Here is a 22966-nt window from a genome sequence, read left to right as displayed (position 1 = left end):
GCATATCGGATCGGGGTGGCATGGGTCACTGGTTCTCCCGCAACATCGTCGAGCCGGGCAAGCTCCCGATGCTGCTCGCTCTGACCTCCTTCGTCCTGACATTCCTGGTCACGCGCACCGTCACCCGCCTCATCCGGGCGGGGAAGGGCCCGTTCGGGAACGTCTCCTCCGGGGGCCTCCACATCCATCACGTCGTGCCCGGCGTCGTCCTCGCCGTCCTCGGCGGGTTCGGTGCGGTGGGCAGCGGCCGGCACGGCGTCGGCGCGGCCGTCTTCGCCGTCGTCTTCGGGATCGGCGCGGGGCTCGTCCTGGACGAGTTCGCGCTCATCCTCCATCTCGACGACGTGTACTGGTCCGAGGACGGCCGCAAGAGCGTCGAGGTGGTCGTGCTCACCGCGGCCCTCGTGGGGCTCGCGCTCAGCGGCTTCTCGCCGCTCGGCGTCGACGACATGACCGCCGACGAACGCCAGGACCGGACCACCTTCATCCTGACCCTGGCGCTGAACTTCCTCCTCATCCTGGTCACCCTGGTGAAGGGGAAGTTCCGGATGGCCGTGATCGGGACCCTCGTCCCGTTCGTGGCGATCGTCGGCGCCGTCCGCCTGGCCCGCCCCGGCTCCTGGTGGTCCCGGCACTTCTACCGGCGCCGCCACCGGGCCAGGGCCCGCTCCCGGATCCGTACGTACCGCCACGACAGGCGCTGGACCAAGGTGCGGCGCCGCGTTCAGGACCTGATCGGCGGCTTCCAGGAGCGCGTCCCCGGGCGGGGCCCGACGCCACCCTCCTGACCCCGCCCGCGCCAGGCCACGACCGCGAGCAGGACGAGGACGGCCGCGATCGCCGCGAGGTGCTCCTTGCCCGCCAGGTTCGCCTTGACGATCACCTCGACGACCATCGCGACCACCACGAGCGCGCCCGTCCACCGCGCCCCGTACCGCCAGCAGACGTAGACCGCGAGGCCCACCACGGCCGCCGAGGGGCCGGTGTCGACGACCTGCGCGTCGGAGGCGGGCAGCCCGAACGGGCTGTCCGGGCCGAGCGCGATGCCCACGCGCGCGTAGAGCGTGCCGGCCAGCGTCGCCAGGTAGGCGACGGCGAGCGTCCGCCACCGTCCGAGGCAGATCTCGGCGATCCCGAACACCAGCAGGACCTGCGCGAGGGCGCCCCACACGGGCAGGTCGAGCGCGGGGACGAACAGTGAGAGCGGGGTCCGCAGCAGCGCGAGCCACAGCGGGTCCTCGGCCCGTACGGAACCGATGTCCTGGACCGGCTGATAGCCCCAGTCCTGGTTCTGCACGACCTGGAACAGGGAGGTGAGACAGACGGCGGCGAGCGTCATCGGGACCGCCCTCCACCGCCGCGTGACGAGCGCCGTCTTCACGGTGGCGAACAGCGGGCCCCACTCGCGCCGGGCGAAACGCGCGAAGGAGCCGGTCAACGCCCGCTCTCCAGATGTCTGCGGTGCATCCACTTCGGCAGACCGGGGGCCTCCAGGAACCCCTCGGCGCGGCCTGCGGCGAGGCCGATGCGCAGCAGGTCCGCACTCTTCTCGAAGAGCATGAATCGGGGCTCCCAGATCGGTCGGTACTTGGCGTTGGCGCGGTACAGCGACTCGATCTGCCACCAGCGGGAGAAGAAGCTGAGCAGTGAACGCCACATGCGCAGCACGGGTCCCGCCCCGAGCTTCGAGCCACGTTCGAAGACGGAGCGGAACATCGCGAAGTTGAGCGAGACCTGAGTGATCCCGATCTCCTTGGCGCGCTGCAGGAGTTCGATGACCATGAACTCCATCAGGCCGTTCTCGGAGTCCCGGTCGCGGCGCATCAGGTCCAGCGAGAGCCCCTTCGGCCCCCAGGGGACGAAGGACAGCACGGCCCGCAGCTCGCCCCGGTCATCGGTGCACTCCAGCATCACGCAGCGGCCGTCCTGTGGGTCGCCGAGCCGGCCCAGCGCCATCGAGAAACCGCGCTCGGTGGCCCCGTCCCGCCAGTCGTCCGCCTTGCGGAGCAGCACGCTCATCTCGTCCGCCGGGATGTCCTCGTGACGCCGGATCCGGACCTCGTACCCGGCCCGCTTGACCCGGTTGAAGGCCTGCCGGACCGTCCGCATCGCCCGGCCGTCCAGGGTGAACTCGTCCGTCTCCACGATCGCCTCGTCGCCCAGCTCCAGGGCGTCCAGACCGTGCCGGGCGTAGATGACCCCGGCCTCCTCGCTCGCACCCATCACCGCCGGGATCCAGCCGTGCTCGCGCGCCTCGGCGAGCCAGGGCTCGATGGCGCCCGGCCAGGCCTCGGGGTCGCCGATCGGGTCGCCCGAGGCGAGCGAGACCCCGCCGACCACCCGGTAGGCGATGGCCGCCTTCTCGCTCGGCGACCACACGACGCTCTTCTCGCGGCGCAGCGCGAAATAGCCGAGCGAGTCGCGCTCGCCCTGCTTGTCGAGCAGCAGCCGCAGCCGCTCCTCGTCCTCCTCGGTCAGCGCGTCGACGGCCCGGCGGGAGCGGAAGGCGGCGAAGAGCACCGCGAACAGCAGCAGCGTGGACATCACGTTGATGAAGACGTCGACCCAGCCGGGGGTGGAGATCCCGGTCATGCCGGAGTCGTCGGCGGCGAGCGTGACCAGGCGCAGCACGCCGTACTTCCAGCGCTCCATGAAGGTGGAGCCGCCGGTGGCGGTGTTGGTGACGGTCACCAGGACGGCCGCCAGCAGGGAGGTGACGAGCAGCCCTCCGACGGCGACGGCCGCCGCGAGCAGCGGGTTGGAGCGGTCGCCCTTCGCGTAGAACTCCTTGCGGCCGAGCAGCAGCGACACGAAGAAGGCGGCGGTCAGGGCGAGCGAGATCCAGTTCTGGGCGTGCTGCCGGATCTCCGGGAAGACCATCACCACCGCGAACAGCAGCAGGAAGAGCCCGCTCAGCACGGAGTTCAGGATCCACGCGGCCCGTTTGCGGCGCCGCATGGTGATCGCCAGGAAGAGCGTGAAGACGCCCGAGGCGAAGCCCGCGGTGAGCATGTACGGGGTGAAGTAGTTGTCCTCGTTGTGGCGGCGCAGGTCCTGCCCGAACGAGACCCAGACGGCGCTCAGGAAGTTGATGAACGTGACGACACGCAGATACCAGACGGCGAACGCTGCGCTGCGCCGTGAACGGGCGGTCGTGGCCCGGGGCGCTGTTTCGGCAGACAAGCGGACTTCTCCCATGAAAAGCGATCATATGGGGCGGTACTTGCCGTGCGGAGACGCCGGAGCGGCCACGCGCGTCGCGTACGACCGCCCCGGGGCCGGTTGTTCCCTTCGCCCGCGCTCAGGCCTCCGCAGCGCCCTCGGCGTCCGGAGCGGTCGGGTCCGGACGTTCGGGCAGCTCCGCGGCGAACGCCGCCGCGGCCTGGACGAGGGGAAGCGCGAGCAATGCCCCGGTTCCCTCACCCACATGGACGCCGTGATCGAGCAGCGGGTTGAGCGCCATCCGGTCCAGCGCCTTCGCCTGCGCCGGCTCCCCGCTCACCTGGCCCGCGAGCCACCAGTCCGGCGCCCGGAACGCCGCCCGCTGCGCCACCAGCGCACAGGCCGCGCCCACCACACCGTCCAGGATCACCGGCATCCGCCGCACCGAGGCCTGCAGCAGGAAACCGGTCATCGCCGCCAGGTCCGCCCCGCCGACCGCCGCGAGCAGCTCCAGCTGGTCGCCCAGGACCGGCCGGGCCCGCCGCAGCGCGTCCCGGATCGCCGCACACTTGCGCATCCACGCCAGATCGTCGATCCCGGCACCACCGCGACCGGTCACCACCGAGGCGTCCGTCCCGCACAGCGCCGCGACCAGCGTCGCCGCCGGAGTCGTCCCGCCCACGCTCAGATCCCCGAGCACCACCAGATCGGTGCCCGAGTCCGCCTCCTCGTCGGCGATCGCGATGCCGAGCCGGACCGCCGCCTCGGTCTCCTCGACCGTCAGCGCGTCCGCCACGTCGATCCGGCCGCTGCCGCGCCGCACCCGGTGCCGTACCACCTCGGCGGGCAGCAGCTCCGGGTCGCAGTCCAGACCGGCGTCCACGACCCGTACCGGCACGTTCATCGAGCGGGCGAGGACGGCCACCGGGCTCGTCCCGTCGAGCACCGCGCGCACCAGCTCGTGCGCCGTGCCCGCCGCGCGGCCCGACACGTCGAGCGAGGCCACCCCGTGGTCGCCCGCGAACAGCACGACCTTCGGCTGCTCGATCGCCCGCACCTTCACCGAGGCCTGCGCCGCGGACAGCCACTCGCCCAGCTCGTCGAGCCGGCCCAGCGCCCCCGGCGGCACGGTCAGCCGCTCCCTGCGCTCCTCGGCGTCACGCCGTATCCCGCCGTCGGGGCGCTCGATCAGATCGGAGAAGTCGTCCAGGTTCAAGGGGTCCGCCTAGTGACAAGTAATCGGTGAGCGGCACCCTACCCGCGCAGTACCAGAGCCTGACCGGCGACCACCAGGACGACCTCCTCGCACTCGTCCCCGAAGGCCGCGTTCAGCCGGCCCAGCTCGTCCCGGAAGCGGCGCCCCGCCGCCGTGGCCGGCACCACCCCGGAGCCGACCTCGTTCGTCACCACCACGACCGTGCGGCTCGTCGCCCGCACCGCCGCCACCAGCTCCGCCATCCGCTCCCGCAGCGCCGCCTGCCCGCCGGCCGCCCACGTCGCGTCGTCCCAGGCACCCACCCGGTCCATGGCGTCCGTCAGCCACAGCGACAGACAGTCGACGAGCAGCGGCGGACCGTCCTCCGCGAACAGCGGTACGAGCTCGCAGGTCTCGGCCGTACGCCACGAACCCGGCCGCCGCTCCCGGTGCAGCCCCACCCGCTCGGCCCACTCCGGATCGCCCTCCCGGGTGCCGCCCGTCGCCACGTACAGCACCTCGGAGAAGGTCTCCAGGCGCCGCTCGGCCTCCACCGACTTCCCCGACCGGGCCCCACCGGTCACCAGCGTCCGCCGGGGCACGTCCGGCACCTCGTGGTAGTCACCGATGTACAGCGTCGTCCCGTCCGGCACCGCCCGCGCGCCCGCCGCCGCGAGCCGCCGGTCCAGCTCGGCACCCGTCGGCACGTCGTGGTCCAGGTGCACCGCGATCACCTCGGTGGCCGGGCCCACCGCCCCCGCCGCCCGCAGCCGGGCGAGCCCGTCCGGCCGGCCGGTGACATCGGCGACGATCATGTCGTACGGGTTGCCATGGTCGTCCGTCAGCCCCGCGGGCGCGCCCCCCGGCGGCAGATAGAGCAGCCGCTCACCGTCGGCCGAGGTCACCTCGTACCCGGTCCCGGGGGAGTCCATCGGCACCGCCCGCACCCGGTGCCCGCTGATCAGCGTCAACTCCCGGCCGTCCGGCACCCGCCCCGCCGTCGGAAGCCCCGCGGGCACCTCCACGGCGGGCCCGTCGTGCGGATGGGTGAGCAGCACCTGCCGCACCCCCACCAGCGAATGCCCCGACCGCGCGGCGGCGAGCGCGGCCCCCGGGGTCAGATCGAGCAACAGGGCCCCGTCCACGAGCAGTGAGGTCGCGGCCCTCGCCCGCTCCCCACGAGACAGCGCGCACACGGCGCAGGGGCAGTCGGAGCGGGGGAGTCCGAGGGGGGCGCCGGTGCCGAGCAGAGTCAGTTCCACCCTCAGATCCTCCCGCGCCACCGCGAGGCGTGCGCGCCCGGCTACGCTGCGGGCAGGAAACCGATCATCCGGTGAGCGCCAGGAGGCTTACATGGCATGGACGTGGCGGTTCGAGAAGTCCGACGGCACCGAGGTCGAGCCGGTGGTGACGCCCGAGGAGTTCACCACCCAGGGAGACGCGGAGAGCTGGATCGGCGAACACTGGCGCGACCTCCTGGGCGGCGGCGCGGACCAGGTGACCCTCTCGGAGGACGGCGCGAAGATCTACGGCCCGATGCCCCTCGACGCGGAGGGCTAGAACACCGGGCGAACCGGAAAGGGGGCAGGGGGCCAAGCCCCCTGCCCCCTTTCCGGGACCGCCGCACCGTGCCGGGGCCCCGCGGCCCAGGGCGGGGGCTACAGCTCGCCCAGGGTGATGTTCGTCCTGTGTGTCGTCGCGCCCCGGACATACACCGTCGTCACCTTGTCCCCCGGCTTCATCGACGCCAGCGCCTCCGACAGCGACGTGATCGTCGTGATGTCCGCGTCGCCGAGGCGGGTGATCACGTCGCCCGGCTTCAGGCCCGCCTTCCCGGCCGCCCCGTCCGCCGGTGCCTCGACGACCGCGACGCCCGCCGGCTCGTAGTCGTCGTCGAGGACCGTACGGCCGGTGATGTTCAGGGCGGCCCGGCCCGAGTCCGTCACCTTGCCGCTCCTGACGATCTGGTCCGCGATCGTCCGCACCATCGACGCGGGGATCGCGAAGCCGATGCCGGGCGCCGAGCCGCCGCCCAGTTCGGGGTCGGTCGCGGCGAGCGTCGGGATGCCGATGACCTCGCTGTCGAGGTTGACGAGGGCGCCCCCGCTGTTGCCCGGGTTGATCGCCGCCGACGTCTGGACCATGTTCCCGATGGTCGCGCCGGTGCCGCCGCCGGTCCGGCCCTCGCTGACCGTCCGCCCGGTCGCAGAGACGATGCCCTGGGTCACGCTGCCGGACAGGCCGAGCGGGGAGCCCATCGCGAGGACGATCTGCCCCATGTCGACGGTGGCCGAATTGCCGAACTTCGCCGCCTTCAGCCCCTGCGGCACGCTGTCCAGCTTGATCACCGCGAGGTCCTGCTCGGGGTACGAGGAGACGAGCCGCGCCGTCACGGGCTGCCCGCCGGTGGCGGCCGTGACCTTGAAGGTCTTGTCCTGGCCGACCACGTGCGCGTTGGTGACGACGTGCCCCTTGCCGTCGTAGACGACCCCGGAGCCGAGGCTGTTCGCCGCGTCGATCTGCACGACCGAGGGCAGCACGTTCTTGATGACGGCCCGGTAGTCGTCCTGGAGTTCGTTGGCGGCGAGCGGCGCCGCCGCCTGGGTGGAGCGCTCCGGGGCGGACGCGTCACCGCCGGAGGAGGAGCAGCCGCCGACGAGTGCGACGGCGCAGGCTCCGGCGGTGAGGGGAAGGAGGGCGCGACGGGCACGGGAACGGGCACGGATGACGTCCATGTCCGGAGTATCCGATTCCGCCCCGTCCCGGGCCCGGCGAACGCACCCGATCAGGGATGCGCGAGCGCCGGTCGAGCTCCCGTCAGCCCCGGACCCCGCACAGGTGAAGAAGCGCCGCGATCCGCCGGTACGGCTCCGTGCGGCCCGCCCGGTCCTCGGCGGCGAGCAGCCGCTCCAGCTCCTCGGCGGCCGGCAGGCCCGCGTCGGCGGGGACGCCGTCCGTGAAGACCCGTACCCCGTACCAGGCGTGCAGCGGCGCCGCGATTCCCGCGAGCGTCGCCGTGAGCCCGTCCAGTCGGTCGGCCCGCACCTTCACGCCGTTGTCGTCCGTGTAGACGTCCGAGTCGAAGGCCGCCAACGCCCCCGACCAGTCCCCGGCGAGCCCCGGCCGCATGGACAGGGCCTCGGCGTTCCGCACGACCAGGGACAGCAGGCCGCCGGGGGCCAGCATCCGGGCCAGGCCCGCGAGCAGCGCGTCCGGCTCGTCCGCGTACATGAGCACACCGTGGCAGAGGACCACGTCGAAGCTGCCGGGCAGGAAGTGCACCCCGGTCTCGCGTCCGTCGCCCTCGATCATCCGGACCCGCTCGCGGATCCCGGCGGGCTCGGTCGCCAGCGACTCACGGGCCGCCTTCAGGAGGTCCGGGTCGGCCTCCAGGCCGGTCACGGTGTGTCCGGCCCGGGCCAGGCGCAGGGCCTGGGTGCCCTGCCCCATGCCGGCGTCGAGGATCCGCAGCCGCTGCCCCACCGGGTAGCGGCCGGATATCTGCTCGTCGAGCTGACGGGCGACGATCTCCTGCCGGATGGTGTCGCGCAGCCCGCCGGGACCGGCGGGCCAGTGGGCGACGGCGGGCAGCACGGGGCCACCCGACTCCGACGTGGCCTCGCCGAACGCGCGCCCGCCGAACTCCGAGCTGTCGGCGCTCAGGGCCGCTCTCCGCGCTTGACCTGCGGCTTCGGCAGTCGCAGTCGGCGCATCTGGAGCGTGCGCATCAGGCCGTAGGCGATCGCGCCGCGCTTCGGCTCGTTCGGGAAGCGCTCGTTGAGCTGCTTCCGCAGACGGATCCAGATACCGATCGAGTCGATGACGATCAGGATGATCACACCGAGCCAGAGCAGCAGGGAGATGTTCTGCAGCGCCCGGTTTGCGTTGCCGAACAGCGACAGCACGAGGATCACCACGGCCATCGGCAGGAAGAACTCGGCGATCGCGAACCGCGAGTCGACGAAGTCGCGCACGAAGCGGCGGACCGGACCCTTGTCGCGGACGGGCAGGTAACGCTCATCGCCGTTGGCCAGCGCTTCACGCTGCCGGGCCATGTCCGAGCGGCGTGCGTCGCGCTGGCGCTTGGCGGCCTCCTTGCGGTCGGTCGGCACCGTCGCGGCACGACGGCGCTGAGTCTGCGCGTCGCTCCGCTTCGGAGTCGGGCGGCCCTTGGGGGCCTCGGGGTCGCGGGGCTGCTTGCTGGAGAGGTCCGCCGTCACCTTGTCGGTGGGGGCCTTCTCGTCCTTCGAACGGCTACGGAACACAAAACCCAAGGGTACGGGGTGGTGGGCATGAACCCCATGCCGGGCGGGAACGATCCGCTAACGGACTGCGTCTTGGGGCGTACGTACGCAGGACAGCAGCGGTTTCCCCTAGATCCATCTACTCCCTGCGCGGGAGGCGACGAGGGGCGCAGTCGTCCTTGGGGAGGAGCGCATCCCGCTCCGAACAGTGCGGTAATGGAGACAGGGCCCGTACTGTGGATCCTGTCGAAGAGCTGGAGCCGAAGTCCGTCAGAAGGGGGCGCGCGAAGCCCATGAGCGGTGTCATGAAGCGTATGGGGATGATCTTCCGCGCGAAGGCGAACAAGGCCCTTGACCGGGCCGAGGATCCGCGCGAGACGCTCGATTACTCCTACCAGAAGCAGCTGGAGCTGCTGCAGAAGGTGCGGCGCGGCGTGGCCGACGTCGCCACCTCCCGCAAGCGGCTCGAACTCCAGCTGAACCAGCTGCAGGGCCAGTCGGCCAAGCTGGAGGACCAGGGCCGCAAGGCACTGGCGCTCGGCCGCGAGGACCTGGCGCGCGAGGCGCTGTCCCGGCGTGCCGCGCTCCAGCAGCAGGTCAGCGACCTGGAGGTGCAGCACCAGACGCTGCAGGGCGAGGAGGAGAAGCTCACCCTCGCCTCCCAGCGTCTCCAGGCCAAGGTGGACGCCTTCCGCACCAAGAAGGAGACCATCAAGGCCACCTACACGGCGGCCCAGGCGCAGACCCGGATCGCCGAGTCCTTCTCCGGCATCTCGGAGGAGATGAGCGACGTCGGCCTGGCGATCCAGCGGGCCGAGGACAAGACCGCCCAGCTCCAGGCGCGCGCGGGCGCGATCGACGAGCTGCTCGCCTCGGGCGCCCTGGACGACCAGTCCGGGCTCGCGAAGGACGACATCCAGGCGGAGCTGGACCGGCTCTCCGGCGGCACGGACGTCGAGCTGGAGCTCCAGCGGATGAAGGCCGAGCTGGCCGGGGGCCCCTCCGCTCAGCAGCAGGCCATCGAGGGCGGTGGCGCGGCCGCGCCGCAGGACCGCTCTCAGCAGCAGCAGTCCCACCCGCGCTTCGAGAAGTAGGCGACAGACAGGACGCGTCATGATCGTACGGATCATGGGGGAGGGCCAGCTGGAGCTGGCCGACATCCACTTCGCCGAGCTCAACAGACTCGACGACGAGCTTCTCGAAGAGATGGAGTCGGGGGACGAGGAGGCGTTCCGGCGCACGCTCGGCGCCCTCCTCGACGCGGTCCGGCGGCTCGGCGAACCGCTGCCGGACGATGCCCTGGAGCCCTCGGAACTGATCCTCCCGGCTCCGGACGCGAGCCTGGACGAGGTCAAGGAGATGCTCTCCGACGACGGCCTCATCCCAGGCTGACACCCCATCGGCCCCGTTGTGGGCATACGTTCCGCAGGGGCGGAACGGGTGGGCACAACGGACGGCGCCCTTGCCGGCGCCAGAGGCTTGCGCGCCTGAACCCGCACCCCTTGGGGCGCCGCGCTCGTGGTGCGGGTCAGGGCGCAGAAGGCGGAGGCGCCGCCGAGGGCGCCGTCCCGTGTGCCCGCCCTCCCCCAAGCTCTCGACTTCGCTCGAGCAGGGGAGACCCCCATCGCCCCTGCGGGACGATTGCCCACACGGCGGGTAGGCACCGGCCTGGCGGCCGCGAGGGCGCCGGGACGATCGCCCGCACCGACGTGGCCGTACCGTTGTCTCCCGTGACCCCCACCGGCTCCGCCACCGGCACCCTCCACGCCCGCCTCCGCGACTGGTTCCGTGCGCACCCCCTCGCCTTCGACGCGGCGATCGCCGCCGGCGCGCTCGTCTGCATGATCGCCGGGTCCTTCACCGATCCGCACGGCAGCCCGGACGGGCCGACCTTCGGGGACCGCACGCCGAGCGCGTGGAGCGTGCTGATCATGATCGCCGGGGCCGCCGCCCTCGTGATGCGCCGCCGCCGCCCCTTCGCCGTGCTCGCCTTCACCGTGGCGATCAGCCTCTTCGAGCTCGTCAACGACAACCGGCCGGCCCCGATCGCGATGGCCGCCGTCGTCGCGCTCTACACGGTGGCCTCCCGCACCGACCGGCCGACCACCTGGCGGGTCGGGCTCGCCACGATGGCGGTGCTCACCGCCGCGGCCATGGCCTTCGGTCCGACCCCCTGGTACGCGCAGGAGAACCTGGGCGTCTTCGCCTGGACCGGGATGGCGGCGGCGGCCGGGGACGCCGTCCGCAGCCGCCGGGCCTTCGTCGACGCGATCCGCGAGCGGGCCGAGCGGGCGGAGCGGACCCGCGAGGAGGAGGCCGGACGGCGGGTCGCCGAGGAGCGGCTGCGGATCGCCCGCGACCTGCACGACGTCGTCGCCCACCACATCGCCCTGGTGAACGTCCAGGCCGGCGTCGCCGCCCACGTCATGGACAAGCGGCCCGACCAGGCCAAGGAGGCCCTCGCGCACGTCCGCGAGGCCAGCCGCTCCGCCCTGGACGAGCTGCGCGCCACCGTCGGCCTGCTGCGCCAGTCCGGCGACCCGGAGGCCCCCACCGAGCCCGCCCCGGGCCTCGCCGTCCTCGACGGGCTGCTCGACAGCTTCCGCAAGGCCGGTCTCCCCGTCGCCCTGGCCCGCCCCGACGAGGGGCTGACGCTCCCCGCGACCGTCGACCTCGCCGCGTACCGGATCGTCCAGGAGGCCCTGACCAATGTGCGCAAGCACGCGGGAGCGGACGCGACGGCGGAGGTGAGCATCGTCCGGGTGGGCCGTACGGTCGAGATCACCGTCCTCGACAACGGCACGCCGCGGACCGTCCCGCCCCAGCCCCGCGAGCAGCCCCCGGTCGGCGGCCACGGACTGCTGGGCATGCGCGAGCGGGTCGGCGCGCTCGGCGGCACCCTCACCGCCGCACCCCGCTACGGTGGCGGCTTCCGCGTCCAGGCGATACTGCCGGTGGCGTCCCGCACGGGGAAGGACGGGGAGGACACATGACGATCCGGGTACTGCTCGCCGACGACCAGGCACTGCTCCGCAGCGCCTTCAAGGTCCTGGTGGACTCCGAGCCCGACATGGAGGTGGTCGGGGAGGCTCCCGACGGCGCCGAGGCGGTCGTGCTCGCCCGCGCCACGCGGCCCGACGTCGTCCTGATGGACATCCGGATGCCGGGCACCGACGGCCTCGCCGCGACCCGGATGATCACCGCGGATCCCGAGCTCGCCGACGTACGGATCGTCATGCTGACCACCTTCGAGGTCGACGAGTACGTCGTGCAGTCGCTGCGTGCCGGGGCCTCCGGTTTCCTCGGCAAGGGGGCCGAACCGGAGGAGCTGCTGGGCGCGATCCGGATCGCGCACGCCGGTGAGGCGCTGCTCTCCCCGGCCGCCACCAAAGGGCTGATCGCCACCTTCCTCGCCCAGGGCCCCGGCACGGACACGGCCGGCGCGGCGGGCAGCGCCCGCACCGAGCGGCTCGGCGCGCTCACCGCCCGGGAGCGCGAGGTGCTCGTCCTCGTCGCGGGCGGTCTCTCCAACGACGAGATCGCCGAGCGGCTCGACGTCAGCCCGCTCACCGTGAAGACGCATGTCAACCGGACCATGGCCAAGCTCGGCGCCCGCGACCGGGCCCAGCTGGTGGTCACGGCCTACGAGTCCGGTCTCGTACGCCCCCGGGTGGAGTGAGCGCGTACTCCAGACGCGGTATGCGCGGGATAAGGATCTGGACCCGGGGGCCGAGGACTTCCGGCCGCGGATGGCAGATCGTATAGACGGGGGGCACCCCCGGCGGACCCAGCGGGTCAGGGCCGGGGTCTTGGCTGCTCCCGCCTGTCGACGAGTACGCCACAGAAGAGAGACCCCATGTCCTGGCTGTCCAGATTCAGCCTCGCGCAACGGGCCCTGATCGGGCTGATGTCCATCGTCGCGATCGTGTTCGGGGCGATCGCGATCCCGCAGCTGAAGCAGCAGTTGCTCCCCTCGATCGAGCTGCCCATGGTCTCGGTCCTCGCCCCCTACCAGGGCGCCTCTCCCGATGTGGTCGAGAAGCAGGTCGTCGAGCCGCTCGAGAGCAACCTCAAGGCCGTCGACGGGCTCAAGTCGGTCACCTCCACCGCCTCCGAGGGCATGGCCGTCGTCATGGCCTCCTTCGACTACGGCGACGAGTCGACGAAGCAGCTCGTCGCCGACGTCCAGCAGGCGGTCAACCGCGCCCGCGCCCAGCTGCCCGACACGGTCGACCCGCAGGTGATCGCCGGTTCGACGGACGACATGCCGACCGTCGTCCTCGCCGCCGCCTCGGACAAGGACCCGCAGGCCCTCGCGGACCAGCTGGAGCGGACCGTCGTGCCCGCCCTGCAGGACATCGAGGGCGTCGGCCAGGTCTCCGTCAGCGGCGTCCAGGACCTCCAGGTCTCCGTCACCCCGGACGAGCGGAAGCTCGCCGCGGCCGGACTCACCACGATGAAGCTCGCCGAGACCCTGCGCTCCGGCGGCGCCACGATGCCGGCCGGCGCCTTCTCGGAGGCCGGCAAGTCCCGCACCATCCAGGTCGGCGGCGGCTACACCTCGCTGCGGCAGATCGAGGACCTGCGCATCCCGGCGGCCGTCCCCGGCAAGAGCAAGGCGGTCCGCCTCGGCGACGTCGCCACCGTGAAGCAGGAGGAGTCCCCGCGCACCTCCCTCACCCGCACGAACGGCAAGCCCACCCTCGCCGTGATGGCCACCATGGACAAGGACGGCAGCGCCGTCGCGATCTCCGACGCCGTCGAGGAGAAGCTGCCCGACCTGCGCCGCGACCTCGGCGCCGGCGCCGAGCTGACCGTGGTCTCCGACCAGGGCCCGGCCGTCGCCAAGGCCGTCTCCGGCCTGACCACGGAGGGCGCGCTCGGCCTCGTCATGGCCGTCCTGGTGATCCTGGTCTTCCTCGCGTCGGTCCGCTCGACCCTGGTGACCGCGGTCTCCATCCCGCTCTCGGTCGTCCTCGCCCTCATCGTGCTGTGGACCCGTGACCTCTCGCTGAACATGCTGACGCTCGGCGCGCTCACCATCGCCATCGGCCGCGTCGTCGACGACTCGATCGTGGTCCTGGAGAACATCAAGCGGCACCTGGGCTACGGCGAGGAGCGCCACTCCGCGATCCTCACCGCGGTCCGCGAGGTGGCGGGCGCCGTCACCTCCTCGACCCTCACCACCGTCGCCGTCTTCCTGCCGATCGGTCTGGTCGGCGGCATCGTCGGCGAGATGTTCGGCTCCTTCTCGCTGACGGTGACGGCGGCCCTGCTCGCCTCGCTGCTGGTCTCCCTGACCGTGGTCCCGGTCCTCTCGTACTGGTTCCTGCGCGCCCCCAAGGGCACGTCGGGGGACCCGGAGGAGGCCCGCCGCCTGGCCGAGGAGAAGGAGGAGAAGAGCCGCCTTCAGCGCGCGTACGTGCCGGTCCTGCGCTTCGCGACCCGGCGCCGGGTCACGAGCCTCGCCATCGCCCTCGTCGTCTTCCTCGTCACCATCGGCATGGGCGGGCTCCTGAAGACGAACTTCTTCGACCCCGGCGAGCAGGAGGTGCTCAACATCCGGCAGGAGCTGGCACCCGGCACCAGCCTGGACGCCTCCGACGAGGCCGCGAAGAAGATCGAGAAGGTCCTCGCGGACACCGAGGGCGTCAAGGACTACCAGGTCACCGTCGGTTCGTCCGGCTTCATGGCGGCCTTCGGCGGCGGCACCGGCGCCAACCAGGCCTCGTACAAGGTGAGCCTGGACGACTCCGCCTCGTACGAGAAGACCCGCGACGCCCTCGAGAAGGGCCTCGGCGCGCTGGACGGGATCGGCGACACCACCATCGCCGCCGGCGACGGCTTCGGCTCCCAGAACCTGAGCGTGGTCGTGAAGGCCGCCGACCCGGAGGCCCTCAAGAAGGCCTCCGAGCAGGTCCGGGCCGCGGTCGCCGGTCTGAAGGACGTCACCGACGTCGAGAGCGACCTGTCGACGTCCGTCCCGCGCATCTCCGTCAAGGCGAACGCCAAGGCGGCCGACGCCGGCTTCGACACCACCTCGCTCGGCGCGATCGTGGCCCAGGCAGTCCGGGGCACCCCTGCCGCCAAGGCGATCCTCGACGACAGCGAGCGGGACGTCCTCATCACCTCGGCCCACCCGGCCACCACCCTGGCCGCGCTCAAGGCGCTGCCGCTCGGCCCCGTGAAGCTCGGTGACATCGCCACCGTCGAGCTGGTCCCCGGCCCGGTCTCGATGACCCGGATCGACGGCGCGCGCGCCGCGACGATCACGGCCAAGCCGGTCGGCGACAACACCGGCGCGGTGGGCAACGCCCTCCAGGCGAAGCTCAAGGGCCTCGACCTGCCGGAGGGCGCCACCGCCACCGTCGGCGGCGTCACCGCGGACCAGTCCGACGCCTTCGTCAACCTGTTCCTGGCGATGCTCGCGGCGGTCGCGATCGTCTTCATGCTCCTGGTGGCGACCTTCAGGTCGCTGGTCCAGCCGCTGATCCTGCTGGTCTCGATCCCGTTCGCGGCGACCGGCGCGATCGGTCTGCTCGTGGTCACCGGCACGGCGATGGGCGTCCCGGCGATGATCGGCATGCTGATGCTCATCGGCATCGTCGTCACCAACGCGATCGTCCTGATCGACCTGATCAACCAGTACCGGGCGCAGGGCCTGGGCGTCGTCGAAGCGGTGATCGAGGGCGGCCGGCACCGGCTCCGCCCGATCCTGATGACCGCCCTGGCGACGATCTTCGCCCTGCTGCCGATGGCCCTCGGTGTCACCGGCGAGGGCGGCTTCATCGCCCAGCCGCTGGCCGTGGTGGTGATCGGCGGTCTGATCACCTCGACGCTGCTCACCCTGCTCCTCGTCCCGACGCTCTACGCGATGGTGGAGCTCCGCAAGGAGCGCCGCGCGAAGAAGAAGGCGGCGAAGCGGGAGGCGAAGGCCGGCGGCCCGGCGGTCCCGCCGCAGGCCAAGGAGGAGCCGGCCGCGGTCTGACCCGGACGGCATGAGGAAGGGGCGCCCCGCGAGCTCGCGGGGCGCCCCTTCCGGCGTACATACGGGAGAACCGTTACGGCAGCGCCAGCATCCGCTCCAGGGCGAGCTTGGCGAAGCTCTCCGTCTCCTTGTCGACCTGGATCTGGTTGACGAGGTTGCCCTCGGCCAGGGACTCCAGGGTCCACACGAGGTGCGGGAGGTCGATGCGGTTCATGGTCGAGCAGAAGCAGACCGTCTTGTCGAGGAAGACGATCTCCTTGTCCTGGTCGGCGAATCGGTTCGCCAGCCGTCGGACCAGGTTCAGCTCGGTGCCGATCGCCCACTTGGAACCGGCCGGGGCCGCCTCCAGGGTGTTGATGATGTACTCGGTCGAGCCCACGTAGTCCGCGGCGGCGACGACCTCGTGGCGGCACTCGGGGTGGACGAGCACGTTCACGCCCGGGATGCGCTCGCGGACGTCGTTCACCGAGTCGAGCGAGAAGCGGCCGTGCACCGAGCAGTGCCCCCGCCACAGGATCATCTTGGCGGCGCGCAGCTCCTCGACGGTGAGACCGCCGTTCGGCTTGTGCGGGTTGTAGAGCACGCAGTCGTCCAGGGACATGCCCATGTCGCGGACGGCGGTGTTGCGGCCCAGGTGCTGGTCCGGCAGGAACAGCACCTTCTCGCCCTGCTCGAAGGCCCAGTTCAGGGCCCGCTCGGCGTTGGACGAGGTGCAGATCGTGCCCCCGTGCTTGCCGGTGAAGGCCTTGATGTCGGCCGAGGAGTTCATGTACGAGACGGGCACGACCTGCTCGGCGACGCCGGCCTCGGTCAGCACGTCCCAGCATTCGGCGACCTGCTCGGCGGTGGCCATGTCGGCCATCGAGCAGCCGGCCGCGAGGTCGGGCAGGACGACCTTCTGGTCGTCGCCGGTGAGGATGTCGGCGGACTCCGCCATGAAGTGCACACCGCAGAAGACGATGTACTCGGCCTCGGGCTTGGCGGCGGCGTCGCGCGCGAGCTTGAACGAGTCACCGGTCACGTCGGCGAACTGGATGACCTCGTCGCGCTGGTAGTGGTGGCCGAGCACGAAGACCTTGTCCCCGAGCTTCTCCTTGGCGGCGCGGGCGCGCTCCACGAGGTCCGGGTCGGAGGGCGACGGCAGATCGCCAGGACACTCCACACCGCGCTCGCTCTTCGGGTCGGCCTCGCGACCGAGCAGGAGCAGGGCGAGCGGCGTCGGCTGGACATCCAGGGGCTGGGCGGTGGTCACGTCACGCACCCTTTCATTCGGGTCTTCGAGGGAAAGCCTTTTCGTCTAAATGACGCTATCTATCATAACCGCTTCACGTCACGTTGACGATGTCCATAGTGTCGATGTGACGAATTCGCCGTCCGCGCTCCTGGACAGGGTGTGCGAGCATGAAAGAGGGAAGACCCCACTGGGCCCGGAATGAATCCGGGGCACCGTCGGTTGCAACCGTCGGCAAGCAGTCTCCGTACACACCGGGAGAGAAGCAGATGTCCGTATCGGACGAGAAGACCACTGTCAGCGACGGCATCCTCCTGTCCGACGCCGCCGCGGCCAAGGTCAAGGCCCTCCTCGACCAGGAAGGCCGCGAGGACCTGGCCCTGCGCGTCGCCGTTCAGCCCGGTGGCTGCTCCGGCCTGCGTTACCAGCTGTTCTTCGACGAGCGTTCGCTCGACGGCGACGTCGTGAAGGACTTCGACGGCGTCAAGGTCGTCACCGACCGCATGAGCGCCCCCTACCTGGGCGGCGCCTCGATCGACTTCGTCGACACGATCGAGAAGCAGGGCTTCACCATCGACAACCCGAACGCCACGGGCTCCTGCGCCTGCGGCGACTCGTTCAGCTAAGCCTGTACGTACGTGAGGGCGGCGGCCCCGGGGTCTTCCCGGGGCCGCCGCCCTCACGCGTGTCCGGAGGCGCTCAGCGGCGCGGCACGGCCTGCCCCCTCGCCGCGTCCACCACGGGCCGGTCGCCGAGCGGGCTCTGCAGCGACACCGTCAGCGTGATCTCCTTGGCGATCGCGATGCACACCCGCCCGGGGTCGGCCTTCTCGTCGATCCGCACGGTCACCTTCTCCGGCGTCTCCACGGCCTTGGCGGTGTACGTGCTGCACACCCCGCCCCAGAAGGTGACCGTCAGCTTCCGGCCGTCCTCCGCGGGCCGGTACGACTCGACCTGCCGGGCCGGCGCCGTGCCCTCGTCCGGCGGCGAGGGCTTCACCGGCGGCGCCAGGTACTCGGGGGCCACCGCCGTCTCCGTCACCGTGTACGGCGCCGCGTCCACCGGGTCCGCCGTGAACAGCCACGTCGGTACGAGCAGCCGCTCGCCCGCCACGTCCTGCGCGGCCAGACCGAACACCGCACCCGTCACGGGGACCTCGGTCGGCGGCGCGATGTCCGCGGCCGACCGGCAGGGCGCCGCCGGCTCGGGCTTGCCGCCGCCGCTGCCGCTGGCATCGACGTCCGCGGGCCGCTCGGCCCTGCCGTTCCCGTCGACTTCCGCCGCCGGGTCGGCCTTGCCGTTCCCGTCGACCCCCGCCGGCGGGTCCGTCGCGCAGCCGCCGATGCCGACCGGGCCCGTGCCCTTCGACTTCTCGTTCAGCTCCGCGAGCGCCTTCGCCGCCCCGACCACCGGATACGTGGCACCCTTCACCGGCTCCTTGAGTGTCCCGCTCCCGGCGATCGCCCGACCGTCCGGACCGATGTGCAGCCCCGTCGACCAGCCGTACGTCGGCAGCCCGTCCACCACCGGATCGGCGTTGACCACCCGCACCGAACCGTCCATCACCTGGGTCGCGGTCACCTTCGCGTCGTCCTGGCCGAGCGCCTTCAGGACGGGGGCGGCGGCAGCCTTCGCCGCGGCCTCGCTCACCGGCGAACCACCGCGCGAGGGCTTCGCCTCTCCCGGCGGCGGGCACGCCTTGCCCTTGAGGCAGCTGTCGCCGACCGGGCCGCCGTCGTACCAGGAGTACGACCAGCTCCCCGGGGCCGCCTTCGCCACGTCCAGCCGTGGCCCCTGGCCGTCCTTCTCGGGCCGGACCGTCCAGACGTCCCCGACCAGCGCGGGCCGGCCCTCGATCCCGAGCGCTTCGGCCAGCCTGGTCACCTCCGCCGAGGTGACCAGGCCCTCGGGCCGGTGGACCGCGGCCGAGGAGGGCCCTTGGGGGAGGGGGCCCTTGGCTTTGTAGACCGTCCCGCTCGGGCCTCCGCTCGGGTCCGGCTCACCGGGCGCGATCCCGGGACCGCCTCCCGTGCTGTCGCCGCCCCGCTCCAGGCGCAGGGGCGGCGCGGCCGCGTCGGCGACCTTGCCGCCGGACCCCGCCGGCGTGGCGTCGCCGGACGCCGTGGCGGCGAGATAGACGCCACCGCCCCCGGCGAGCAGCACACCCGCCGCCACCGAGGCGGCGAGGACATTCCGTCGCCTCCGTACGTTCTCCGTACCGCTCACCGCAACGCTCCCTCGTCTCGACCGGACGCCGATGGGACGGAGCGGACGCGCGGACGGTTCCCTCCGTCAGCCGCCGTACTCGGTGGTGGCGTCGATCAGCCGGGCCGAGGCCGCCGGGACGACGACGCCGTGGATCGACGCGGGGGAGACCGGTACGGGGTCGGGGCCGGCCGGAGTCACCCAGTGGGGGGCCATCCGAGCGCCGTCCCCGCGCAGCTGGGCGAGGCTCAACTCGGACTCGTGTCGCTCACGGGGAGCGGGGTAGGTGGTCATGGCCGCACCGTATGCACCGCACCACTCCGGGGAAAAGGCCTACTCTGGGGTAGTTTCCACTGTTCGGCAGCGCGCCGCCCACCCGGTAGCGTGAACTGTCGCCCGCCCGAAGCGCACCACCACCTTCGTTCGAGCGCTTCGCGCGCCCCTACTGAATTCCGCAGGAGCACCCCGCCGTGCGTATCGCAGTCACCGGCTCCATCGCCACCGACCACCTCATGACCTTCCCCGGCCGGTTCGCCGACCAGCTGGTGGCCGACCAGCTCCACACGGTGTCCCTCTCCTTCCTCGTCGACAACCTGGACGTGCGCCGGGGAGGCGTCGCCGCCAACATCTGCTTCGGCATGGGACAGCTCGGCAGCCGCCCCCTCCTCGTCGGCGCGGCGGGCTTCGACTTCGACGAGTACCGCGCCTGGCTCGACCGGCACGGCGTCGACACGACCTCGGTGCGCATCTCCGAGGTCCTGCACACCGCCCGCTTCGTCTGCACCACCGACAAGGACCACAACCAGATCGGCTCCTTCTACACCGGCGCGATGAGCGAGGCCCGGCTGATCGAGCTCAAGGCCGTCGCCGACCGCGTGGGCGGCCTCGACCTGGTCCTCATCGGCGCCGACGACCCCGAGGCGATGCTCCGCCACACCGAGGAGTGCCGGACCCGGGGGATCCCCTTCGCCGCCGACTTCTCCCAGCAGATCGCGCGCATGGACGGCGAGGAGATCCGCACGCTCCTCGACGGCGCCACCTACCTCTTCTCGAACGAGTACGAGAAGGGCCTCATCGAGTCCAAGACCGGCTGGACCGAGGCCGAGATCCTCTCCCGCGTCGGCCACCGCATCACCACCCTCGGCTCGCGCGGCGTGCGCATCGAGCGGGTCGGCGACACCCCCATCGAGGTCGGCTGCCCCGAGGAGATGGCCAAGGTCGACCCGACCGGCGTCGGCGACGCCTTCCGCGCGGGCTTCCTCACGGGCCTGTCCTGGGGCGTCGGACTCGAGCGGGCGGCACAGGTCGGCTGCATGCTGGCGACGCTGGTCATCGAGACGCTGGGGACGCAGGAGTACACGCTGCGGCGGGCGAACTTCATGGAGCGCTTCACGAAGGCGTACGGCGAGGAAGCCGCCACGGAGGTCCAGTCCCACCTGCTCTGACCCCCACGCGCCCGCACCGGCGTGGGCCCTGCGCCCCGCCGCGCGGGCTCCCCGGGTGCGGGCACACCCGCGGCCCGTCACCCCGCTCACGGGCGGCGCGGTGCCCATGCCCGCCGGGCGGCGCCCCGGCATCCGCTGCCCTTTGGGGCCGCGCCCGCCCCGTGCCGCGTTCCCGCCCGCTGGGCGGTGCCCCCGCCCCGCCCGTGTGGGCAATCGTCCCGCTGGGGCGGGACGGGTGGGCACACGGGACGGCGCCCTTGCGGGCGCCTCCACCCCCTGTGCCTGGACCCGCACCACGAGCGCGCCGCACGAAGGGGTGCGGGTTCACGCGCGGAAGCCTCTGGCGCCGGCAAGGGCGCCGTCCGTTGTGCCCACCCGTTCCGCCCCAGCGGAACGATTGCCCACAACGGGGGTGGGTGCCGTCTCGGAGGAGCGATCGCCCGCAACGGGCGGGGCGGCGCGACGGGGCGCCGACCAAGGCGGGGCACCCGGCCCGGCGGGTACCCGGCCCGGCCGGTTGCCGGGTTACGTCAGGCGGCGGATCACATACGCCGTACCGCCCCGCGGCGAAGGCGACTCCCCCACATACTCCTGCCCCCGCATCTCGCACCACGCCGGAATGTCCAGCCGCGCCGCCTCGTCGTCCGACAGCACCGTCACCGTCCCGCCCACCGGCACGTCGCCGATCACCTTCGCGAGTTCGATGACCGGGATCGGGCAGCGCTTGCCCAGGGAGTCCACGACGAGCGAGCCCGAGGGCGCCGGCGCGGACGGTACGGAGACGGGCGCGCCGAGTCGTTCCCGTACCCCCGCCACCACCCCCGGCAGCACGGCGAGGAAGCGGTCCACGTCCTCCTCCGGCGTGCCGGCCGGCAGGGACACCCGGACGTTCCCCTCGCTCAGTACGCCCATCGCGCGCAGCACATGGCTGGGCGTCAGCGTCGAACTCGTGCACGACGAACCGGACGAAACGGAGAATCCCTCCCGGTCCAGCTCGTGCAGGAGCGTCTCCCCGTCGACGTACAGGCAGGAGAAGGTGACCAGGTGGGGGAGCCGGCGCACCGGGTCGCCCACCACCTCCACGTCCGGCACCAGCTCCGGCACCCGCGCCCGGATCCGGTCCACGAGGGCCCGCAGCCGGGCCCCCTCCGCCGCGGCCTCCGCCCGTACCGCCCGCAGCGACGCCGCCGCCGCCACGATCGCCGGCAGGTTCTCGAAGCCGGGCGCCCGGCCCGACTCCCGCTCGTCGGTGGGGCCTTGAGACGCGAACCTGACCCCCTTCCGTACGGCGAGCAGCCCCACCCCCGCCGGACCGCCCCACTTGTGCGCGCTCGCCGCGAGCAGTGACCAGCCCTCCGCCACCGGGCCCCAGCCGAGCGACTGCGCCGCGTCGACGAGCAGCGGTACGCCCGCCGCCCGGCAGGCCTCCGCCGCCTCGGCCACCGGCTGCTCGGTCCCCACCTCGTGGTTGGCCGACTGGAGGCAGGCCAGGGCGGTGTCGGGGGCGAGGGCGGCCGCGAAGGCGTCCGCGTCCACCGCTCCCGACCGGCCCACCGGCACCTCGGTCACCGTGCCGCCCGCCGCCGTGTGGGTCTCGCCCGCGTGCAGGACGGAGGAGTGTTCGACCGCGGAGACGACGAGCCGGTTCCCGACACGCCGACGCCCCGCGAGCGCTCCGGAGATTCCCGCGTGAACCGCGCGCGTCCCCGAAGGAGTGAATACGAGCTCGTCCGGCCGGCACCCCACCGCCTCCGCGGCGGCCTCGCGGGCCGCGTCGAGCAGCAGCCGGGCCCGGCGCCCCTCCCGGTACAGCCGGGCGGGGTCGGCCCAGCCCTCGTCCAGGGAGGCGAGCAGCGCCTGACGGGCGACGGGGTGCAGCGGAGCGGCGGACGCGGCGTCGAAGTACGGCATCCGCCCACGGTAGAGCCTGGGGCCGGACGGACTCCGCCCGACCGTGCCGACTCCCCGCCCGACCGTGCCGACTCCCCGCCCGGCCTGCGACGCCCGCCCGTGCCGACGCCTCCCCGAACCTGCGACGCCGCCCGTGCCGACGCCTCGCTCCGCCGGTGACGCCCGCCCGTGCCGACGCCTCGCCCCGCCGTTGACGACCCGCCGTGCCGGGTCCCCGCGCCGCCCGTGACGCCCCGCCGTGGCTCGCCCCGCCTGCGACGATCCGCCGCAGCGCCGCCTCGCCCGGCCTGTGACGCCCGGTCGTGCCGACTTCCCGCCCGGGCCGTGACGCCCCGCCGCAGCGCCGCCTCGCCCGGCCTGTGACGCCCGGTCGTGCCGACTTCCCGCCCGGGCCGTGACGCCCCGCCGTGGCGCCGCCTCGCCCGGCCCGTGACGCCCTGCCGCCCCGCCGCCTCACCCGTGACGCCCCGCCATGCCGCCCCCCCCGCCCCGCCCGCGGCGAGCCGTCCCGGCGACTCCCGCCCCGCCCGACCCGGCGCCCCGCGCCCCGCCCGCCCCGCACCCCCGCTCAGCCCCCCACCCCGT

General features: G+C 72.7%; 20 protein-coding genes. 9 read left to right on the top strand and 11 right to left on the bottom strand.

The annotated features are described in order from the left end of the window. Window positions 1–20 precede the first annotated feature (20 nt). A complete protein-coding gene (locus tag ACN9M0_RS09535) occupies window positions 21–788 on the top strand; it encodes a hypothetical protein (RefSeq protein WP_366040246.1) in 768 nt (255 codons plus the stop codon). Here the strand turns inward: ACN9M0_RS09535 and ACN9M0_RS09530 are convergent. The 4 genes from ACN9M0_RS09530 to ACN9M0_RS09515 form a co-directional block, all read right to left on the bottom strand. Continuing rightward, window positions 725–1438, bottom strand: coding sequence for a hypothetical protein (locus ACN9M0_RS09530; protein WP_366040245.1), 714 nt, complete (start codon window positions 1436–1438; stop codon window positions 725–727). The two genes, ACN9M0_RS09535 and ACN9M0_RS09530, sit on opposite strands and share 64 nt — an antisense overlap. After that, a complete protein-coding gene (locus ACN9M0_RS09525) occupies window positions 1435–3198 on the bottom strand; it encodes a phosphatidylglycerol lysyltransferase domain-containing protein (RefSeq protein ID WP_366040244.1) in 1764 nt (587 codons plus the stop codon). Before ACN9M0_RS09525 ends, ACN9M0_RS09530 begins: the two co-directional genes overlap by 4 nt. Window positions 3199–3301: 103 nt before the next feature. Beyond that, the gene (gene cobT, locus ACN9M0_RS09520) at window positions 3302–4378 is read right to left on the bottom strand and encodes a nicotinate-nucleotide--dimethylbenzimidazole phosphoribosyltransferase (RefSeq protein WP_366040243.1); all 1077 of its coding nucleotides are present in this window, start codon (window positions 4376–4378) and stop codon (window positions 3302–3304) included. A 38-nt stretch (window positions 4379–4416) separates the two neighbouring features. Beyond that, window positions 4417–5619, bottom strand: a complete 1203-nt coding sequence (locus tag ACN9M0_RS09515) for a bifunctional adenosylcobinamide kinase/adenosylcobinamide-phosphate guanylyltransferase (RefSeq protein ID WP_366040242.1) — start codon at window positions 5617–5619, stop codon at window positions 4417–4419. Window positions 5620–5710: 91 nt separating this feature from the next. Here ACN9M0_RS09515 and ACN9M0_RS09510 point away from each other — a divergent pair, with 91 nt between their 5' ends. Next, window positions 5711–5917, top strand: a complete 207-nt coding sequence (locus ACN9M0_RS09510; RefSeq protein ID WP_024758380.1) for a hypothetical protein — start codon at window positions 5711–5713, stop codon at window positions 5915–5917. A 98-nt stretch (window positions 5918–6015) separates the two neighbouring features. On the opposite strand, the gene ACN9M0_RS09505 is transcribed toward ACN9M0_RS09510, so the two are convergent. The 3 genes from ACN9M0_RS09505 to ACN9M0_RS09495 form a co-directional block, all read right to left on the bottom strand. Next, window positions 6016–7092 carry a S1C family serine protease gene (locus tag ACN9M0_RS09505; RefSeq protein ID WP_366040241.1) on the bottom strand — a complete coding sequence of 359 codons (1077 nt, stop codon included), beginning with the start codon at window positions 7090–7092 and terminating at the stop codon, window positions 6016–6018. An 82-nt stretch (window positions 7093–7174) separates the two neighbouring features. Continuing rightward, window positions 7175–7951 (bottom strand): class I SAM-dependent methyltransferase, encoded by a 777-nt coding sequence (locus ACN9M0_RS09500; RefSeq protein WP_366040240.1) that lies wholly within the window; start codon window positions 7949–7951, stop codon window positions 7175–7177. 65 nt (window positions 7952–8016) lie between these two features. After that, window positions 8017–8622: a DUF3043 domain-containing protein gene (locus ACN9M0_RS09495; RefSeq protein ID WP_366040239.1), complete on the bottom strand. Its 606-nt coding sequence runs from the start codon at window positions 8620–8622 to the stop codon at window positions 8017–8019. 272 nt (window positions 8623–8894) lie between these two features. On the opposite strand from ACN9M0_RS09495, the gene ACN9M0_RS09490 reads away from it, so the two are divergent. From ACN9M0_RS09490 to ACN9M0_RS09470, 5 genes are all read left to right on the top strand, one after another. Then, window positions 8895–9695 (top strand): PspA/IM30 family protein, encoded by an 801-nt coding sequence (locus ACN9M0_RS09490; protein ID WP_366040238.1) that lies wholly within the window; start codon window positions 8895–8897, stop codon window positions 9693–9695. Between the two features lie 19 nt (window positions 9696–9714). Continuing rightward, window positions 9715–9993, top strand: coding sequence for a PspA-associated protein PspAA (gene pspAA / locus ACN9M0_RS09485; protein ID WP_366040237.1), 279 nt, complete (start codon window positions 9715–9717; stop codon window positions 9991–9993). A gap of 338 nt (window positions 9994–10331) precedes the next feature. Further along, on the top strand, window positions 10332–11594 hold the full coding sequence (locus tag ACN9M0_RS09480; RefSeq protein WP_399696514.1) for a sensor histidine kinase: 1263 nt from the start codon (window positions 10332–10334) through the stop codon (window positions 11592–11594). Continuing rightward, on the top strand, window positions 11591–12280 hold the full coding sequence (locus ACN9M0_RS09475) for a response regulator transcription factor (RefSeq protein WP_366040235.1): 690 nt from the start codon (window positions 11591–11593) through the stop codon (window positions 12278–12280). The genes ACN9M0_RS09480 and ACN9M0_RS09475 overlap by 4 nt, the downstream gene beginning before the upstream one ends. Window positions 12281–12457: 177 nt before the next feature. Next, on the top strand, window positions 12458–15589 hold the full coding sequence (locus ACN9M0_RS09470) for an efflux RND transporter permease subunit (protein ID WP_366040234.1): 3132 nt from the start codon (window positions 12458–12460) through the stop codon (window positions 15587–15589). A gap of 73 nt (window positions 15590–15662) precedes the next feature. Here the strand turns inward: ACN9M0_RS09470 and nadA are convergent, their stop codons facing one another. After that, window positions 15663–16841, bottom strand: a complete 1179-nt coding sequence (gene nadA / locus ACN9M0_RS09465) for a quinolinate synthase NadA (RefSeq protein WP_361747046.1) — start codon at window positions 16839–16841, stop codon at window positions 15663–15665. A 248-nt stretch (window positions 16842–17089) separates the two neighbouring features. Between nadA and ACN9M0_RS09460 the strand changes: the two genes are divergently transcribed. Further along, window positions 17090–17446 (top strand): HesB/IscA family protein, encoded by a 357-nt coding sequence (locus ACN9M0_RS09460; protein WP_015033024.1) that lies wholly within the window; start codon window positions 17090–17092, stop codon window positions 17444–17446. 73 nt (window positions 17447–17519) lie between these two features. Here the strand turns inward: ACN9M0_RS09460 and ACN9M0_RS09455 are convergent, their stop codons facing one another. Both ACN9M0_RS09455 and ACN9M0_RS09450 read right to left on the bottom strand, forming a co-directional pair. Continuing rightward, window positions 17520–19046, bottom strand: coding sequence for a hypothetical protein (locus ACN9M0_RS09455; RefSeq protein WP_426403418.1), 1527 nt, complete (start codon window positions 19044–19046; stop codon window positions 17520–17522). Window positions 19047–19112: 66 nt separating this feature from the next. Beyond that, window positions 19113–19319 (bottom strand): hypothetical protein, encoded by a 207-nt coding sequence (locus ACN9M0_RS09450; RefSeq protein ID WP_366040232.1) that lies wholly within the window; start codon window positions 19317–19319, stop codon window positions 19113–19115. A gap of 176 nt (window positions 19320–19495) precedes the next feature. Here ACN9M0_RS09450 and ACN9M0_RS09445 point away from each other — a divergent pair, with 176 nt between their 5' ends. Continuing rightward, window positions 19496–20470, top strand: a complete 975-nt coding sequence (locus ACN9M0_RS09445) for a carbohydrate kinase family protein (protein ID WP_366040231.1) — start codon at window positions 19496–19498, stop codon at window positions 20468–20470. Window positions 20471–20995: 525 nt separating this feature from the next. Here ACN9M0_RS09445 and ACN9M0_RS09440 read toward each other — a convergent pair. Further along, a complete protein-coding gene (locus ACN9M0_RS09440) occupies window positions 20996–22381 on the bottom strand; it encodes a cysteine desulfurase/sulfurtransferase TusA family protein (RefSeq protein ID WP_399696510.1) in 1386 nt (461 codons plus the stop codon). Window positions 22382–22966 lie beyond the last annotated feature (585 nt).

The sequence above is a fragment of the Streptomyces sp. R-07 genome (genome assembly GCF_049913175.1).
Classification (GTDB): Bacteria; Actinomycetota; Actinomycetes; order Streptomycetales; family Streptomycetaceae; genus Streptomyces.
Note: the sequence above shows the minus strand (reverse complement) of the source record. Positions and strands in the feature narration are given on the sequence as shown.